Origin of the sequence: Tsukamurella spumae, assembly GCF_012396015.1 — a bacterium.
GTDB classification, from domain to species: domain Bacteria; phylum Actinomycetota; class Actinomycetes; order Mycobacteriales; family Mycobacteriaceae; genus Tsukamurella; species Tsukamurella spumae.
The window spans coordinates 32690-48162 of record NZ_JAAXOQ010000010.1; the positions used below are offsets into that span (position 1 = coordinate 32690).

Consider the following 15473-nt stretch of genomic DNA (forward strand, 5'->3'; position numbering starts at 1 on the left):
TTGTCAATCGTCACATCCGCCGGCGGCGATTCGGGCCGGACCGCCTGTTCCCCGTAAACTGGTATCGACCAGGCGTGTCCGCACGCCCCTTTTTCGTGTCCGCGAGACGCGCTCCGCCAAGACGGGGCCTCCCGTGTGCGCGGACGCCAACCGCAGGAGAACCCTTGTGAGCCAGCCCAGCTTCCGCAACGTCGCCATCGTCGCGCACGTCGACCACGGGAAGACCACCCTCGTCGATGCGATGCTGCGGCAGTCCGGCGTCTTCGGTGAGCGCGCCGAGCTCGTCGACCGCGTGATGGACTCGGGCGACCTCGAGAAGGAGAAGGGCATCACGATCCTGGCGAAGAACACGGCCGTGCACCGTGTGAACGCCGACGGCACCACCACCGTCATCAACGTGATCGACACCCCCGGCCACGCCGACTTCGGCGGTGAGGTCGAGCGCGGCCTGTCGATGGTCGACGGCGTCGTCCTGCTCGTGGACGCCTCCGAGGGCCCGCTGCCCCAGACCCGCTTCGTGCTGCGCAAGGCGCTCGCCGCCTCGCTGCCCGTGATCCTGGTGGTCAACAAGACCGACCGCCCCGATGCCCGGATCGAGGAGGTCGTCACCGAGGCGCAGGACCTCCTGCTCGACCTCGCGTCCGACCTGTCCGACGAGGCGGCCGAGGCCGCTGAGCTGGCGCTCGGGCTCCCCGTGATCTACGCCTCCGGCCGTGAGGGCAAGGCGTCGACCACCGCGCCCGCCAACGGCGAGGTCCCTGATGCCGAGAACCTCGACGAGCTCTTCGAGATCCTGCACGATCACATCCCCGCGCCCAAGGGCGACGCCGCGGCGCCGTTGCAGGCGCACGTGACCAACCTCGACGCGTCGGCCTTCCTCGGTCGCCTCGCCCTGGTCCGCATCCACAACGGCACCCTGCGCAAGGGCCAGACCGTGGCGTGGATGCGCGAGGTCGACGGCGAGCCCGTCGTCACCAATGCCAAGGTCACCGAGCTGCTGGCCACCGAGGGCGTCGAGCGCAAGCCCGCCGAGGAGGCCGTCGCCGGCGACATCGTGGCCGTCGCGGGCTTCCCGGAGATCATGATCGGCGACACCCTCGCCGATCTGGACAACCCCGTCGCGCTGCCGCGCATCACCGTCGACCAGCCGGCCATCTCGGTCACGATCGGCACCAACACCAGCCCGCTCGTCGGCAAGGTCTCGGGCCACAAGCTGACCGCCCGCATGGTCAAGTCGCGCCTCGACTCCGAGCTCATCGGCAATGTCTCGCTCAAGGTCCTCGACATCGGCAAGCCCGACCAGTGGGAGGTGCAGGGCCGCGGCGAGCTGGCGCTGGCCATCCTCGTCGAGCAGATGCGGCGCGAGGGCTTCGAGCTCACCGTCGGCAAGCCGCAGGTGGTCACCCGCAAGGTCGACGGCAAGGTGCACGAGCCCTTCGAGCACCTGACCATCGACGTCCCCGAGGAGTACCTCGGCTCGGTCACCCAGCTGCTCGCGAACCGTCGCGGCCGCATGGAGACCATGGCCAACCAGGGCACCGGTTGGGTCCGCATGGAGTTCGTCGTCCCGTCGCGCGGCCTGATCGGCTTCCGCACCGACTTCCTCACCGAGACCCGCGGCACCGGCATCGCGAACGCCGTCTTCCACGAGTACGCGCCGTGGGCCGGCGAGATCCGTGCCCGCCACACCGGCTCGCTGGTCTCGGACCGCCAGGGCAGCGTGACCCCGTTCGCCATGATCCAGCTGGCCGACCGCGGCACCTTCTTCGTCGAGCCGGGCGCCGACACCTACGAGGGCATGGTCGTGGGCATCAACCCCCGCGCCGAGGACCTCGACATCAACGTCACCAAGGAGAAGAAGCTGACCAACATGCGTCAGTCCTCCGCCGACGTGATGGAGACCCTCGCCAAGCCCATCAAGCTCGAGCTCGAGGCCGCCATGGAGTTCTGCGCGGGCGACGAGTGCGTCGAGGTCACGCCCGAGGTCGTTCGGGTGCGTAAGGTGCACTTGAACGCCACCGAGCGCGCCCGTGAGCGGTCGCGCGCCAAGTCGCGAGACCAGTCCGCGGGCTAGGCCGCGGGGCCGCCTCCCCGGAGGACATCCGGGGCCGGCGGCGGTCACACGGCCCGACGGTGACCCGTTCGGGCGGGAACGACAGCGAGCGAAGGAGGCGCGGTGCGGCGGAGGTCCCTGGGGCTGGCGGTGTCGTCGGCCCTCCTGGCGGCGACCCTCACCGCGTGCGTCGCCGACCCGCCCCCGGCCGTCCCGGGGTCGGAGACCTCCGCGCCGCCGCAGGTTCCCACGACGACCGGCACCACCGTGCAGGTCGCGATCGACGGCCTGGGGGCGGGGTTCAACCCGCACCTGGCGTCGAACTCGTCCGCCGCGGCGCGGGCGCTGGCGGCGATGACGCTACCCAGCGTGTTCCGGGAGGCACAGGCCCCGGACGGCAGGGTGACGCTCACACAGAACACCGATCTGATCCCGACCATCGAGCAGCCGGCGCCTCTGCAGATCGCCTACACCATCCGGCAGGACGCGCAGTGGTCCGACGGTGCGCCGATCGCCGCGGAGGACTTCGTCTACCTGTGGCAGTCGATGATCACCGCCCCCGACACCGTCGGCTCGGCCCCCTATCGGCAGATCGAATCGGTCGCCTCCGGCGCCGGCGGCAAGCGGGTCATCGTCACGCTCAAGGCGCCCCTGCCGGGGTGGCGGACGCTGTTCCAGAATCTGCTGCCCAGCCACCTCGTCAAGGGCTCGCCCGGCGGTTTCAACGGCGCGATGCGCGAGAAGATCCCGGCGTCCGGCGCGGGCTACCTGGTCAAGAAGGTCGACGTCGCGCGGGACGAGGTGACCCTCGAGCGCAACGACCGCTACTGGATGAAGCCCGCCCTCGTCGACCGCATCGTGCTGCGCAAGGGCGGCAGCGACACGCAGCTCGCCAACTCGGTGCGCACCGGCGACGTGCAGGTCGTCTCGGTGCACGGCGGACCGTCGTTGTTGGCCCAGCTGACCTCGATCTACCAGGTCCGCGCGATCGAGCAGGTCGACCCGCGCGTGCTGTCCCTGACACTGAACACCCGGTCGAAGTTCCTCACCGATGTCGCGGTGCGGCGCGCCCTGCTCGACGCGGTCAACGTCGACCTGCTCACCACGGTCGGCTCCGGGGGCGACACGGTCCGGCCCGCCCGCGCGCAGGTGCTGGCACCGTCGGACCCGGGGTACGCGCCGACCATGCCGCCCCGGCCCCCGGCGGCCGAGGCCAAGGCCAAGCTGGAGAAGGCCCTCGCGGCGGCGGGCTATTCGCTGCAGACCGCGCCGATCCCGCCGAGCCAGAGCGTGCCGCCCACGCCGCCCCCGCCCACCGGCACCGCGGACCCGTCCACGAGCGCGGATCCCTCCGCGCTGCCGGTTCCGCCGTCCCCGTCGCCGGGGGAGAGCGTGCAGCAGTACGTGCGTGACGGGGTGCCGATGTTCCTGCGGATCGGCGTTCCGCAGGGCAATGTCCCCGCGTTCGCGGTGGCCAGCAATGCCACCGACCAGTTGCGCGCGATGGGCGTGTTCGCGTCCGTCGTCGCGCTGGACCCGCAGGTGGTGGCCGGGACGGCCCTGCTCGACGGGGCCGTCGACGCGGTCGTCGGCTGGTCGGGGACCGGCCCGACGCCCGTCGAGCGGTTCGCGGCCCGCGTCGCCTGCCCCGCCCCGCCCTCGCAGGATTCCGGGCGCGCCGCTACCACGACCCCCGCCGCGCCGAATCCCGAGAACGACCCCGCCGCGACCACGGTCGGCGGCAACCTGGCCGGCCTGTGCGACGCCGACCTGCAGGACCTGGCCCACGCGGGCCTGCGCGGCGACGCCCTCGACCTCGGTGCGATCGACGCCGACCTGTGGTCCCGCGCCACGGTCCTGCCGATCCTGCAGGACGTCACCCTCTCGGCCGTGGGCCCGACGGTGCAGGGGGTCACTCTCGAGGGACCGCCGCAGGACGGCGTGTTCAGCGGTGTCGAAGGGTGGGCCCGCAAGTGACGACGCCCGACGCCGCACCGCACCGGCTGCTGCTGGTGCACGCGCATCCCGACGACGAGACCATCACCACCGGCGGCACGATCGCCCGCTACCTGGCCGAGGGCGCCGAGGTCACGGTCGTGACCTGCACGCTGGGCGACGAGGGCGAGGTCATGGAGCCGCGGTTCGCGCAGCTGACCTCCGACAACGCCGACCAGCTGGGCGGATACCGGATCGGCGAGCTGACCGCGGCGCTCGCGGCGCTCAGCGACCCGTCGGGGCCCGTGCTGCGGCCGCTGTTCCTGGGCGGCATGGGGCGCTGGCGCGACTCCGGCATGGCGGGGACACCCGCGGCGGCGCACCCGCGCGCCTTCGCGACCGCCGTCGCGACCGGGCGGCCCGACGGTGGCCCGGTGGCGGCGCTCGTGCGGGTACTCCGGGAACGGCGGCCGCAGGTCGTCGTGACCTACGACGAGGTCGGCGGCTACGGCCACCCCGACCACATCGCCGCGCACGCGGTGACGCACGCGGCGGTCGAGGCGGCTGCGGATCCGTCGCTGCCGGGCGAGCCCTGGCGGGTCGAGAAGCTGTACTGGACGGTGACGGCCCGCGGCGACCTCGACGCCGGGCTGGACGCGCTGCACGACGCGGCGCTGCCCGCGGACTGGCGCGTGGCCGCCCCCGACGAGCTGCCCGCCCACGACGACGCCGAGGTCACGACCCGGATCGACGTGGCCGCCGTCGCCGATCGCAGGGCGGCCGCGCTGCGGGCGCACGAGACGCAGCTGGCGGTGGACCCGACGGGCACCGCGTTCGCCCTCACCAACCGGATCGCGCAGCCGGTGTTCGGCGAGGAGTCCTTCGTGCTCGCCCGTGGCACCGCGGCGCCGGGACCGGACGGCATCGAGCGCGACCTGTTCGCGGGGATCGCCTGATGGCGCCGCTGGACCGCGCGCTGCTCGGCGTGGCGGCGCTCGGCGGCGCCGTCTGCGCCGTGGGGGCCACGATGTACCTGTACACCTACGCGGGGTCCGTGCCGCTGCCCCTGTCGGCGGTGGTATTCGGCGCGTTCCTGTCGCTGCTCTCGGTCGCGGCGCGCCGACTCGGGGGAGAGTCCTTCCACGCCGCGCTTCCCGTGATCGCCTTCCTCGTGGTGATCGTCGCGTTCCTGCTGGGTGGGCCCGGGAACAGCACCGTCTTCTACGACTGGCGGCTGCTCCTGGTCGTCCTTTGTGGAATCGGAATGCCGGTAGTCTCCGGATACCTGGCATCATCGGAGAAGTGACGGACGCTGACACGCCGACCCCCGCCCTGCTGCCGATGCCCTCGGTACGCCAGCAGACGGCCGAGCCGCGCACACCCGATTCCCCCGAGCCCTACGTGCCGACCGCGTCGGCGATGCGCCGCGCGCTGCGTCGTGCACGCGACGGCGCCGTGCTCAATGTCGACGAGGCCCAGGTCCTCCTCGCCGCCCGCGGCGACGACCTCGACGACCTGTGTCGCTCCGCCGCGCGGGTGCGTGATGCGGGCCTGCGGGAGGCGGGCCTGATCGGGGCCGACGGTGCGCTGCAGGTCACCTATTCCAAGAAGGTCTTCATCCCCATCACGCGGCTGTGCCGCGACCGGTGCCACTACTGCACCTTCGTGACGGTCCCGGGCAAGCTCGCCGCCGAGGGCCATGGCGCCTACATGGAGCCCGATGAGATCCTCGAGGTCGCGCGTCGTGGTGCCGAACTGGGCTGCCACGAGGCCCTGTTCACCCTGGGCGACCGACCCGAGGACCGCTGGGAGGCGGCGCGGACCTGGCTCGACGAGCGCGGCTACGACTCCACGCTGGACTACGTCCGCGCCATGGCGATCCGGGTGCTGGAGGAGACGGGCCTGCTCCCGCACCTCAACCCGGGCGTCATGAGCTGGGAGGAGCTCTCGCGGCTCAAGCCCGTCGCGCCGTCGATGGGGATGATGCTCGAGACCACCTCCGAGCGGCTGTTCACGGAGAAGGGACAGCCGCACTACGGCTCGCCCGACAAGGACCCCGCGGTGCGCCTGCGCACGCTCACGGACGCCGGCCGGCTGTCGGTGCCCTTCACGACGGGGCTGCTCATCGGCATCGGCGAGGACGAGCGCGAGCGCGCCGAGTCGATCATGGCCATCCGCAAGGCGCACAAGGCCTTCGGCCACGTGCAGGAGGTCATCATCCAGAACTTCCGCGCTAAGCCGGACACCGCGATGCGGTCGGCCCTGGACGCGGACCTCGAGGTCTACCGCGCGGCGATCGCCGTGACCCGGATGGTGCTGGGGCCCGCGATGCGCGTGCAGGCGCCGCCGAACCTCGTCTCCGCGGACGAGTGCCGACTGCTGCTCGAGGCGGGCGTGGACGACTGGGGCGGCGTCTCGCCGCTCACCCCGGACCACGTCAACCCCGAGCGGCCCTGGCCGGACCTGGACGCGCTGGCGCAGATCACCGCCGCGGCGGGTTTCGAACTGCGGCAGCGACTCACGGCGCAGCCGAAGTACGTGCGGGCGGGCAACCCGTGGATCGACCCGCGAGTGGCGCCGCACGTGGCCGCCCTCGCGGACCCGGGGACCGGCCTGGCGAACCCGGACGCGATGCCCGTCGGCCTGCCCTGGCAGGAGCCGGACGAGGAGTGGGCGTCGTCGGGCCGCACCGATCTCAACACGGCGATCGACATCGACGGGCGCAACACCGACACGCGCTCGGACCTCGGGTCGGCGTTCGGCGATTGGGAGTCGGTGCGCGAGCAGGTCCTGTCGCTGTCGGCGCCGGAGAAGGTCGAGTCGGACGTGCTGTCGGCGCTGCGTGCGGCCGAGAAGAACCCGAGCGGGCTCTCGGACGACCAGTACCGTGCGCTCGCGTACGCCGACGGTGACGGACTGGAAGCGCTGGTGGCCCTGGCGGATCAGCTCCGCAAGGACGCGGTCGGCGAGGTGGTGACCTATGTCGTCAACCGGAACATCAACTTCACCAACATCTGTTACACAGGCTGCCGGTTCTGCGCCTTCGCGCAGCGCAAGGGCGACGCCGATGCCTTCACGCTGTCCATGAAGGAGGTCGCCGACCGCGCCGAGGAGGCGTGGCAGGTGGGCGCCACCGAGGTCTGCATGCAGGGCGGCATCGATCCGGACCTGCCCGCCACGGGCTACGCCGACCTGGTGCGCGCCGTCAAGGACCGCGTGCCCGGGATGCACGTGCACGCCTTCAGTCCGATGGAGATCGTCAACGGTGCCGCGCACTCGGGCCAGTCGGTGCGGGACTGGCTGATCGGGCTCCGCGAGGCGGGCCTGGACACCATCCCCGGCACCGCCGCGGAGATCCTCGACGACGAGGTGCGATGGGTGCTCACCAAGGGCAAGCTGCCCACCTCCGCGTGGATCGACGTGGTCACCACCGCGCACGAGGTGGGGATCCGGTCCAGCTCGACGATGATGTACGGCCACGTCGACAACCCGTCGCACTGGGTCACGCACCTGAACGTGCTGCGCGACATCCAGGACCGCACGGGCGGTTTCACCGAGTTCGTGCCGCTGCCCTTCGTGCACCAGAGCGCCCCGCTGTACCTCGCGGGCGCGGCGCGGCCGGGGCCGACCAAGCGCGACAACCGCGCCGTGCACGCGCTGGCGCGGGTCATGCTGCACGGCCGGATCGATCACATCCAGACCTCGTGGGTGAAACTGGGCGCGGCGGGCACCCAGGCGATGCTGCAGGGCGGCGCCAACGACCTGGGTGGCACGCTGATGGAGGAGACGATCTCGCGGATGGCGGGCTCGGCCCACGGATCGGAGAAGACGGTGGCGGAGCTGCACGCGATCGCGAACGGGATCGGGCGACCCGCCCGGGAGCGCACCACCACGCATGCGCAGCGGGGTGCCGCGTGAACGCGCTGGAGCCGCGCGGCGGCGCCGTGACGGGCGAGGTGACGGATCTGGAGCTGGCCCGCACCGTCGGGGTGTTCGTGGCGGTGGCCCGTCCGGCGGTGGCCGGGGCGCGGTTCGTCTCGACGCTCGCCGGCCTGTCGCCCGTTCCGCTGGTCAACGACTACCTCAAGCGGGACGCGAACGGCCGGTCCCGGTGGTGGGTGATCCCCGTCGGCGCGGTGTCGACGGTGGCGGTGGCCTGGCCGGGCGCGCTCGGCGTCGTTGCGCGCCTGCTGCCGGTGCAGACCTACCTGGGCTTCGCCAACCAGACCCTGGTGGTCGTCGGTGTCGCGGGGGAGCACGGCGTCGATCAGGTGCCGGAGCAGATCGACCTCGTCGCACGGGTGCTCTCCCGTCGGCAGATCGACTCCCGCGCGCTGCTGGGTGACCGGCCCGGCTTCCAGGACCTCGTCCCCGTGCGCGAGAGCGCCGACAAGGTCCGCGGCGGCGTCTTCTCCGCGTTCGGCGCGGTCCGCGACGTGTTGCACACCGTGAGGTCCGCGCGGTCGGCCCTCGAATCCCGCCCACGCCCCGGCGGCGTCTTCGACACGATGGGCAAGCTGCCCGGCGTCGGTGCGGTGGCGGGCTACCTGGGCGAGTTCGCGACGCTGCGCGTCGTCGAGGCCCGCGCGTCCGACGGTGCCAAGATCCTCGGCCTGGAAGCCGTGTTCGCCGGTACCGCCGTCACCAGCGAGATCGCCGACCCGGAACCGGAGAACTGACGAGGGCGGACCGTCGGGCCCCGGTCAGGAGATGAGGCCGACGACGGTGGCGGAGATGAACGAGACCAGCGTGGCGCCGTAGAGCAGCTTGAGGCCGAACTTGGCGATCTGGTCGCCCTGCTCGGGGGCGAGCGACTTCGCGGCGCCGGCGATGATGCCGATCGAGCTGAAGTTCGCGAACGAGACCAGGAAGGTCTGGACGATCGCGGTGGCGCGCTCGCTCATCACCACGGCGCCGCCGGGGTTCTGCGGGGTGAACGAGAGCATGGCCACGAACTCGTTGCTGACGAGCTTGGTGGCCATGATCTGGCCCGCCTGCACGCTCTCGCCCCAGGGGACGCCCGTGAGCCAGGCCAGGGGCGCGAAGACATGGCCCAGCACGTCCTGGAAGGTCGTGCCGTTGAACACCCACGCGAACAGGCCGTTGATGAGCGCGAGCAGAGCGACGAAGCCGATCAGCATGGCGGCCACCGTGAGTGCGACCTTGGCGCCGTCCATGATGTACTCGCCGAGCATCTCGAAAAAGGACTGCTTCTTCTGCTCGGGCGCGGCGAAGACATCGTCCTCGGGTGCGATCTCGTACGGGTTGAGCAGCGAGACGACGATGAACGCGCCGAACAGGTTCAGCACGATCGCCGCGACGACGTACTTCGGCTGGATCATCACCATGTACGAGCCGACGATCGACATCGACACCGTCGACATCGCCGACGCGGAGAGCGTGTACAGGCGGTTCGGCGGCAGCGTCGGCAGGATCTTCTTGATCGCGATGAAGTTCTCGGACTGGCCGATGATCGCGGAGCTCACCGAGTTGAAGGACTCCAGCTTCGGCATGCCCGTGACCTTCGACAGCACCAGGCCGAGGTACTTGATGATCAGCGGCAGCAGCTTGATGAACTGCAGGATGCCGATCAGCGAGGAGATCACGATGATCGGCAGCAGCACGTTCATGAAGAACGGGCCGGCACCGTCGGGGTTCGTCTTGAAGTCGACGAGACCGCCGAAGACGAAGGTCGTGCCCTCGTGCGCGAACCCCAGGAGGTTCTTGAAGCCCCTGGAGAGTCCGTCGATCACGGTCTTGCCGATGGGGGTCTTGAGCATGATCAGGCCCAGCACGAACTGGATGACGAGCATGCCGAGGATGTACGGCGCCTTCTTCTTGAGCATGGCTGTGTTCCGCGTGGGCAGGTACGCGAGGAACAGGAAGACGAGCAATCCGAACACACCGACGATTACGTGCACGAGTGAATGAAATCACACTCCGGCAAGTTAGGCGATACTTCTTTGTGACAGGTTCCAACGGACCGGAATACTGTGCAGGAGAAGCAGTCGGTGCGAAGGAGATGACAGGTGACGTACACCATCGCAGAGCCCTGTGTGGATGTGCTCGACAAGGCATGTATCGAGGAGTGCCCGGTCGACTGTATCTACGAGGGCAACCGGATGCTGTACATCCAGCCCGACGAGTGCGTGGACTGCGGCGCCTGCGAGCCGGTGTGCCCGGTCGAGGCGATCTTCTACGAGGACGACGTGCCGGACGAGTGGGCCGAGTACGTGAGCGCGAACATCGATTTCTTCAACGAGATCGGTTCGCCCGGCGGTGCCGCGAAGCAGGGGAAGATCGACTACGACCACCCCTTCATCAAGGCGCTCCCGCCCATGAACACCGAGCACTGACGGGACTGCGCACATGAGTCGTCCGTCGCTGGCTTCACGGCTGCCGGACTTCCCGTGGGACACCCTCGCGGACGCGAGGGCCAAGGCCGCGGCGCATCCGGGCGGCATCGTCGACCTGTCGGTGGGCACGCCCGTCGATCCCGTCGCCGAACCGATCCGGCGGGCCCTGTACGAGGGCTCCGCGTTCCCCGGCTACCCGGCCACGATCGGCACTCCCGCGCTCCGGGAGGCGGCCGCGTCGGCGCTGAGCCGCAGGTACGGCACCGTCGCCCTGCCGGAGAACGCGATTCTGCCCGTGATCGGGACCAAGGAGGCCATCGCGCAGCTGCCCACGCAGCTGGCGCTCGGCGCGGACGACGTGGTCGTCATTCCGGAGGTCGCCTACCCGACCTACGAGGTGGGTGCCCTGCTCGCCGGGGCGCGGCCGGTGCGGGCCGACGGTACCGCCCAGCTCGGCCCGGAGCGGCCCGCGCTGGTGTTCGTGAACTCGCCGTCGAACCCGACCGGCAAGGTCCTGGGCGTCGACCACCTGCGCAAGGTCGTGCAGTGGGCGCGTGCGCGCGGCGCGATCGTCGCCTCGGACGAGTGCTACCTGGGCTTGGCCTGGGAGGCGGAGCCGGTCTCGATCCTCGACCCGCGGGTGTCCGACGGTGACCCGACCGGACTGATCGCGATCCACTCCTTGTCGAAGACCTCGAACCTGGCGTCGTACCGCGCGGGCTTCCTCGCGGGCGACCCGGCGCTCATCGCGGAGCTGGCGGCCGTGCGCAAGCACGCCGGCGCGATCCTGCCCTTCCCGGTGCAGGCCGCGATGACCTACGCCCTGTCGGTGGACGAGCACGAGGCGGAGCAGCGCGCCCGCTACGCCGCCCGCCGGGCGGTGCTGCTGGACGCGGTCCGTGGGGCGGGGTTCACCGTGGACCACTCCGAGGCCGGCCTGTACCTGTGGTCGACCCGCGGCGAGCCCTGCCGCGACACCGTGGACTGGCTCGCCGAGCGCGGCATCCTCGCCGCGCCGGGCGAGTTCTACGGCCCGCAGGGCGCGCAGCACGTCCGCATCGCGATGACCGCGACCGACGAGCGGATCGCCGCCGCCGCCGAACGCCTGGCCTGACCGGGATCAGCCGTCGAGCGCGATGTCCGACGGGTGGCCGGCCAGCGGCGTGATCTCCACGGTCATCCACTTGAACAGCGGTAGGCCCCAGAGGATCTCGTGCAGCCGCTCGTTGTCGGCGACATCGAAGATCGAGATGTTGGAGTACTGGCCGACGATGCGCCAGATGTGCACCCACTCGCCGCCGCGCTGCAGCTCCTGGCTGTAGGCCTTCTCGATCGCGATGGTCTCAGCCCGGACCGCCGGGTCCACGTCGTCGGGGATGGCGACGTCCATGCGTACCGCGTACAGCGCCATCAGCGGGTCTCCGGGTCGAGCACGAAGTCGTAGACCACGGTCTCGCCGTTGCCGTCCGCGGCGGGCTGCGGATCGAGCATCAGCTCGGGCTTGACGGCCGAGGCGATGTCGTCGTCGTTGTGCGCGTCGCCGGGGAAGTACAGCTGGGCGGTCAGCTGGTCCTTCCCGGGCGCGGACACCTTGAGGTGCAGATGGGCGGGGCGCCAGGCGTGCCAGCCGGCGGCGGAGATGAGCTTGCCGCAGGAGCCGTCGGTGGGGATCATGTACGGCGCCGGCCGGACGGTGGTGATCTCGAACCGCCCCTCGCCGTCGGCGACGACGGTGCCGCGCAGGTTCCACTCCGGGAGCCCGGGGGCGTACTGCGAGTAGAAGCCGTGCGCGTCGGCGTGCCAGATCTCGATCTTGGCGCCGGGCAGGGGCGCACCGTCGAGATCGCGGACCTGGCCCGCGAACAGCAGCGGAGTGCCCGCCTCGTCGGCGCGCTGCGGCAGGGTGCCCTTGCCGTTCTCACTGACCACGGGCGAGTCGGGCACGTAGTACGGGCCCTCGATGGTCCCCTTGTTGCCCTTGTGGTGTGCATTGTTGACGTCCTCGACGACGTGCTCGACCCACACGTCCAGGAACAGCGGCCACTCCCCGTCCTGGCCGACCCCGATCATCCACGACTTGAGGGCGTCGTACTCGGGGTAGGTCACCCGGTGGCGGCGGATCACATCGTGCACGGCGGTGAGCACCTCGGTGGCGAGCTGCGAGACGCGCTCTGGTGGGGTCTCGGCTGCGCCGCCCTGCTTGTTCAGGAACGCTGCGGTGGCGCCGGCTCCGGAATCGGCGGCCTTGGCATCGAATTCGGTGGTGGTCATGATCTTCTCCTCGGGTGGGCTGATGAAAGAAAGAGGCTGGGGGGACGGGCTGCTCACCCGTCCAGGCGGTAGTGCGCCAGCTTGTCGGGGTCGACGGTGACCCCGATGCCCGGTCCTGCGGGCGCGGCTAGCTCGCCGTCGACGATGCGCAGCGGCTCGGTGAGCAGGTCGTCGGCCATGTCCAGGAAGTTGGACAGCTCGCCGGCGCGGGCGCTGGTGGCGGCGTGGGCGGCGCCGAAGGCGACGGTGCAGGCGGTGCCGAGCTGGCCGTCGATCTGGTTGCCCATCACCACCTCCACGCCGAGCCCGGTCGCCAGGTGCAGGATCTCCTGCGAGCCGGTGAATCCCGTGCGGGCGGTCTTGATGGAGACGGCGGTGGCGCCGCCGCCGAGCAGCTCGCGGGTGACCTCCGCGGGCGTGGTCACGGATTCGTCGCCGACGAACGGGACGCGGCAGTTCGCCACCAGCCGGCGCCGGCCGAGCACGTCGTCGGCCGGACAGAGCTCCTCGGCGAGGGTGAGTCCGGCGTCGGCGAGCAGGTCGAGCGCGCGCAGCGATTCCGACGGTGTCCAGCCGCGGTTGCCGTCGATGTACAGCTCGGCCTTGTCGCCGAGGGTGTTCCGCAGGGCGCGGACCACGTCGACGTCGAGGTCGATCGGCCGGCGACCCACCTTCACCTTGAAGGTGGTGATGCCGTACCGGTCCCGGATGGCGGAGGCCTCCTGCGCCATCGCGGCGGGGGCGTCGAAGCCGAGCATGTGACACACGCGCATCCGGTCGGTGTGGCCGCCGAGAGCGCGGTGCACGGACGTGCCCCAGGCCTGTGCGAGCACGTCCCAGACGGCCATGTCGACGGCGGCCTTCGCCGCGGGATTGCCGACGGTGCGGTGCATCCGGGCATGCAGGGCCGAGCGCCGATCGGCGTCGAGTCCGACGAGCTGGGGTGCGAAGATCCCGTCGATGACGGCGACGATCCCGGCCTGGGTCTCCCCGTAGGTGAAGGGCCGCGGCGGCGCGTCGGCGTGGCCGATGAGTCCGCCCGCGGTGCGTACCCGAACGAGTACGTGGTCGGCGTGGGTGACCTCGCCGGAGGCGAACTTCAGTGGTTTGACGTAGGGGATCCGGTACGGGATCGCCTCGATGGCGGTGATGCGCAGGTCGGTCATGCCGCGGTCTTCCGGTCGTCGGTGAGGTCGGTCTCGCTCAGTGCCCTGAGGACGCGAGCGAGCAGGGGTGAGTCGTCGGCGGTGCGCCACGCGAGGGCCAGCTCGACGCTCTCGGTGTCGGGCAGGTCCACGAAGTGGACACCGGGGAGCTGGATGGAGTTGGCGGTGCGGGGGACCAGGGCGATCCCGAGCCCCGCCGCGACGAGGGCGAGCAGGGTGGAGGTCTGCGACACCTGGTGCGCGCGGCGCGGGGTGAAGCCCGCGGCGGCGCAGGTGCGGACCACGGCACCGTCGACGACCGAGCCGGTGTCCGCCGGGCCCGCCGGCGGGTTGCTCGCGATCCGCGATTCAGTGATACGCTATAGCAAAGATGATCGAGGTTCAGCTGCGCTTGAGGGGGCGAAGATGAGATTCACAAGAATGCGAATCGCGCTGATGTCGGCGCTCGGCCTCGCCGTCGTGTTGTGCGGTGTGGGACTGTGGATCGTCGAATCACACCTGGTATCGACGGATCCGGACTGCGACGGCGCGCACTCGTCCCGCGCGGTGCCCGGCGTGCTCGTCGCGGTCGACGATCACGTATCGCTCGGCGTCCACGACACCATGCTGTCGTGGATGGGCTGTGGCACGCCCGCCCCGTCACGCGTCTCCGCGAAATAGTCTTCACTGGGCGGGGGCGGAGAACGGCGGCCGACGAGTGTCGGCCGCCGTTCTCCGCTTTCGGGCGTCAGTTCTTGTGCAGGGCGGCGTTGAGCTCCACGCCCTCGCTCTTCCACGGCACGACCTCGACGGCGCCGGTCACGGAGTTGCGGCGGAACAACAGGTTGCTCCGGCCGGCCAGCTCGCGGGCCTTGACCTGTGTCCCGTCCGGCGCGGTGACCTTGGTGCCCGCGGTCAGGTAGAGGCCCGCCTCGAGCACGCAGTCGTCGCCGAGCGGGATGCCCAGGCCGGAGTTCGCGCCGAGCAGGCAGCGCTCGCCGAGCGCGATCGTCTCCTTGCCGCCGCCGGACAGCGTGCCCATGGTCGACGCGCCGCCGCCCACGTCCGAGTGGTCGCCGATGACGACGCCCGCGGAGATGCGCCCCTCGACCATCGCGGTACCGAGCGTGCCGGCGTTGAAGTTCACGAAGCCCTCGTGCATCACGGTGGTGCCCTCGGCGAGGTGCGCGCCCAGGCGTACGCGGTCCGCGTCGCCGATCCGGACGCCGGTGGGCAGCACGTAGTCGACCATGCGCGGGAACTTGTCCACCGAGTACACCGTGACATGGCCCCGCGGGAACAGCGCCGCGCGGACCGATTCGAAGTCGACGGGGGAGCAGGGGCCGAAGTTTGTCCACACCACGTTCGCCAGCAGGCCGAACTGGCCCTCGAGGCTCAGGCCGTGCGGCTGCACCAGGCGGTGGCTCAGCAGGTGCAGCCGGAGGTACACGTCGTGCGCGTCGACGGGGGCCGCCGCGAGGTCCGCGATCGTGGTCTGCACGACCACGACCCGCACCTTGCGCGCCGCGTCCGCCCCGGCCGAGGCGGTCAGGAGCTCCGGAGCCCCGGCGGGATCCTGCACGGTGCCGACGGTGCCGCCGCCGTCCGTCAGCTCCGGCGCGGGGTACCAGGTGTCGAGCACCGTCCCGTCATCGGTCAGGGTGGCCAGTCCGTACGCCTTTGCTCCACGATTCGTCACCCGATCAGGGTACC

15 protein-coding genes are annotated in these 15473 nt (G+C 71.0%); 9 read left to right on the forward strand and 6 right to left on the reverse strand.

Annotation, left to right across the window (positions count from 1 at the left end; all coding sequences use genetic code 11):
- Positions 1–166: 166 nt before the first annotated feature.
- The 6 genes from typA to HF999_RS09255 all read left to right on the forward strand — a co-directional run bounded on the left by typA (position 167) and on the right by HF999_RS09255 (position 8667).
- Positions 167–2074 carry a translational GTPase TypA gene (gene typA, locus HF999_RS09230; RefSeq protein WP_168545587.1) on the forward strand — a complete coding sequence of 636 codons (1908 nt, stop codon included), beginning with the start codon at positions 167–169 and terminating at the stop codon, positions 2072–2074.
- 102 nt (positions 2075–2176) lie between these two features.
- Positions 2177–4030, forward strand: a complete 1854-nt coding sequence (locus tag HF999_RS09235; RefSeq protein ID WP_168545588.1) for an ABC transporter family substrate-binding protein — start codon at positions 2177–2179, stop codon at positions 4028–4030.
- Positions 4027–4944 (forward strand): N-acetyl-1-D-myo-inositol-2-amino-2-deoxy-alpha-D-glucopyranoside deacetylase, encoded by a 918-nt coding sequence (gene mshB, locus HF999_RS09240; protein WP_168545589.1) that lies wholly within the window; start codon positions 4027–4029, stop codon positions 4942–4944. Before HF999_RS09235 ends, mshB begins: the two co-directional genes overlap by 4 nt.
- Positions 4944–5294, forward strand: a complete 351-nt coding sequence (locus HF999_RS09245) for a hypothetical protein (protein WP_168545590.1) — start codon at positions 4944–4946, stop codon at positions 5292–5294. The genes mshB and HF999_RS09245 overlap by 1 nt, the downstream gene beginning before the upstream one ends.
- Before the next feature lie 35 nt (positions 5295–5329).
- Positions 5330–7906: a bifunctional FO biosynthesis protein CofGH gene (locus HF999_RS09250; protein WP_210733653.1), complete on the forward strand. Its 2577-nt coding sequence runs from the start codon at positions 5330–5332 to the stop codon at positions 7904–7906.
- Positions 7903–8667: a hypothetical protein gene (locus HF999_RS09255; protein ID WP_168545592.1), complete on the forward strand. Its 765-nt coding sequence runs from the start codon at positions 7903–7905 to the stop codon at positions 8665–8667. Before HF999_RS09250 ends, HF999_RS09255 begins: the two co-directional genes overlap by 4 nt.
- A 24-nt stretch (positions 8668–8691) precedes the next feature.
- Here the strand turns inward: HF999_RS09255 and HF999_RS09260 are convergent, their stop codons facing one another.
- A complete protein-coding gene (locus HF999_RS09260) occupies positions 8692–9909 on the reverse strand; it encodes a NupC/NupG family nucleoside CNT transporter (protein ID WP_168545593.1) in 1218 nt (405 codons plus the stop codon).
- Positions 9910–10017: 108 nt separating this feature from the next.
- Here HF999_RS09260 and fdxA point away from each other — a divergent pair, with 108 nt between their 5' ends.
- Positions 10018–10344, forward strand: a complete 327-nt coding sequence (fdxA, locus tag HF999_RS09265; protein ID WP_068575106.1) for a ferredoxin — start codon at positions 10018–10020, stop codon at positions 10342–10344.
- A 13-nt stretch (positions 10345–10357) separates the two neighbouring features.
- Positions 10358–11458 (forward strand): succinyldiaminopimelate transaminase, encoded by a 1101-nt coding sequence (gene dapC / locus HF999_RS09270; RefSeq protein ID WP_168545594.1) that lies wholly within the window; start codon positions 10358–10360, stop codon positions 11456–11458.
- 6 nt (positions 11459–11464) lie between these two features.
- On the opposite strand, the gene catC is transcribed toward dapC, so the two are convergent.
- Genes catC through HF999_RS09290 form a run of 4 tightly spaced genes read right to left on the reverse strand, consistent with a single transcriptional unit; the run spans position 11465 to position 14137 of the window.
- Positions 11465–11755 carry a muconolactone Delta-isomerase gene (catC, locus tag HF999_RS09275; RefSeq protein ID WP_210733638.1) on the reverse strand — a complete coding sequence of 97 codons (291 nt, stop codon included), beginning with the start codon at positions 11753–11755 and terminating at the stop codon, positions 11465–11467.
- The gene (catA, locus tag HF999_RS09280) at positions 11755–12615 is read right to left on the reverse strand and encodes a catechol 1,2-dioxygenase (RefSeq protein ID WP_168545596.1); all 861 of its coding nucleotides are present in this window, start codon (positions 12613–12615) and stop codon (positions 11755–11757) included. The genes catC and catA overlap by 1 nt, the downstream gene beginning before the upstream one ends.
- Positions 12616–12668: 53 nt before the next feature.
- Entirely contained in the window at positions 12669–13772 is a 1104-nt protein-coding gene (locus HF999_RS09285; RefSeq protein ID WP_168545696.1) for a mandelate racemase/muconate lactonizing enzyme family protein, read from the reverse strand.
- Positions 13773–13777: 5 nt separating this feature from the next.
- A complete protein-coding gene (locus HF999_RS09290; RefSeq protein ID WP_376766482.1) occupies positions 13778–14137 on the reverse strand; it encodes a LysR family substrate-binding domain-containing protein in 360 nt (119 codons plus the stop codon).
- A gap of 49 nt (positions 14138–14186) precedes the next feature.
- Here HF999_RS09290 and HF999_RS09295 point away from each other — a divergent pair, with 49 nt between their 5' ends.
- Entirely contained in the window at positions 14187–14441 is a 255-nt protein-coding gene (locus HF999_RS09295; RefSeq protein ID WP_168545598.1) for a hypothetical protein, read from the forward strand.
- A 67-nt stretch (positions 14442–14508) separates the two neighbouring features.
- On the opposite strand, the gene dapD is transcribed toward HF999_RS09295, so the two are convergent.
- Positions 14509–15459: a 2,3,4,5-tetrahydropyridine-2,6-dicarboxylate N-succinyltransferase gene (gene dapD, locus HF999_RS09300; protein WP_168545599.1), complete on the reverse strand. Its 951-nt coding sequence runs from the start codon at positions 15457–15459 to the stop codon at positions 14509–14511.
- Positions 15460–15473 lie beyond the last annotated feature (14 nt).

Excerpts from the sequence above, each read along its gene's own strand:
- HF999_RS09245 (WP_168545590.1), top strand. The coding sequence starts at position 4,944 with ATGGCGCCGCTGGACCGCGCGCTGCTCGGCGTGGCGGCGCTCGGCGGC.
- HF999_RS09250 (WP_210733653.1), top strand. The coding sequence starts at position 5,330 with ATGCCCTCGGTACGCCAGCAGACGGCCGAGCCGCGCACACCCGATTCC.
- dapC (WP_168545594.1), top strand. The coding sequence starts at position 10,358 with ATGAGTCGTCCGTCGCTGGCTTCACGGCTGCCGGACTTCCCGTGGGAC.
- catC (WP_210733638.1), bottom strand. The coding sequence starts at position 11,755 with ATGGCGCTGTACGCGGTACGCATGGACGTCGCCATCCCCGACGACGTG.
- catA (WP_168545596.1), bottom strand. The coding sequence starts at position 12,615 with ATGACCACCACCGAATTCGATGCCAAGGCCGCCGATTCCGGAGCCGGC.
- HF999_RS09295 (WP_168545598.1), top strand. The coding sequence starts at position 14,187 with ATGAGATTCACAAGAATGCGAATCGCGCTGATGTCGGCGCTCGGCCTC.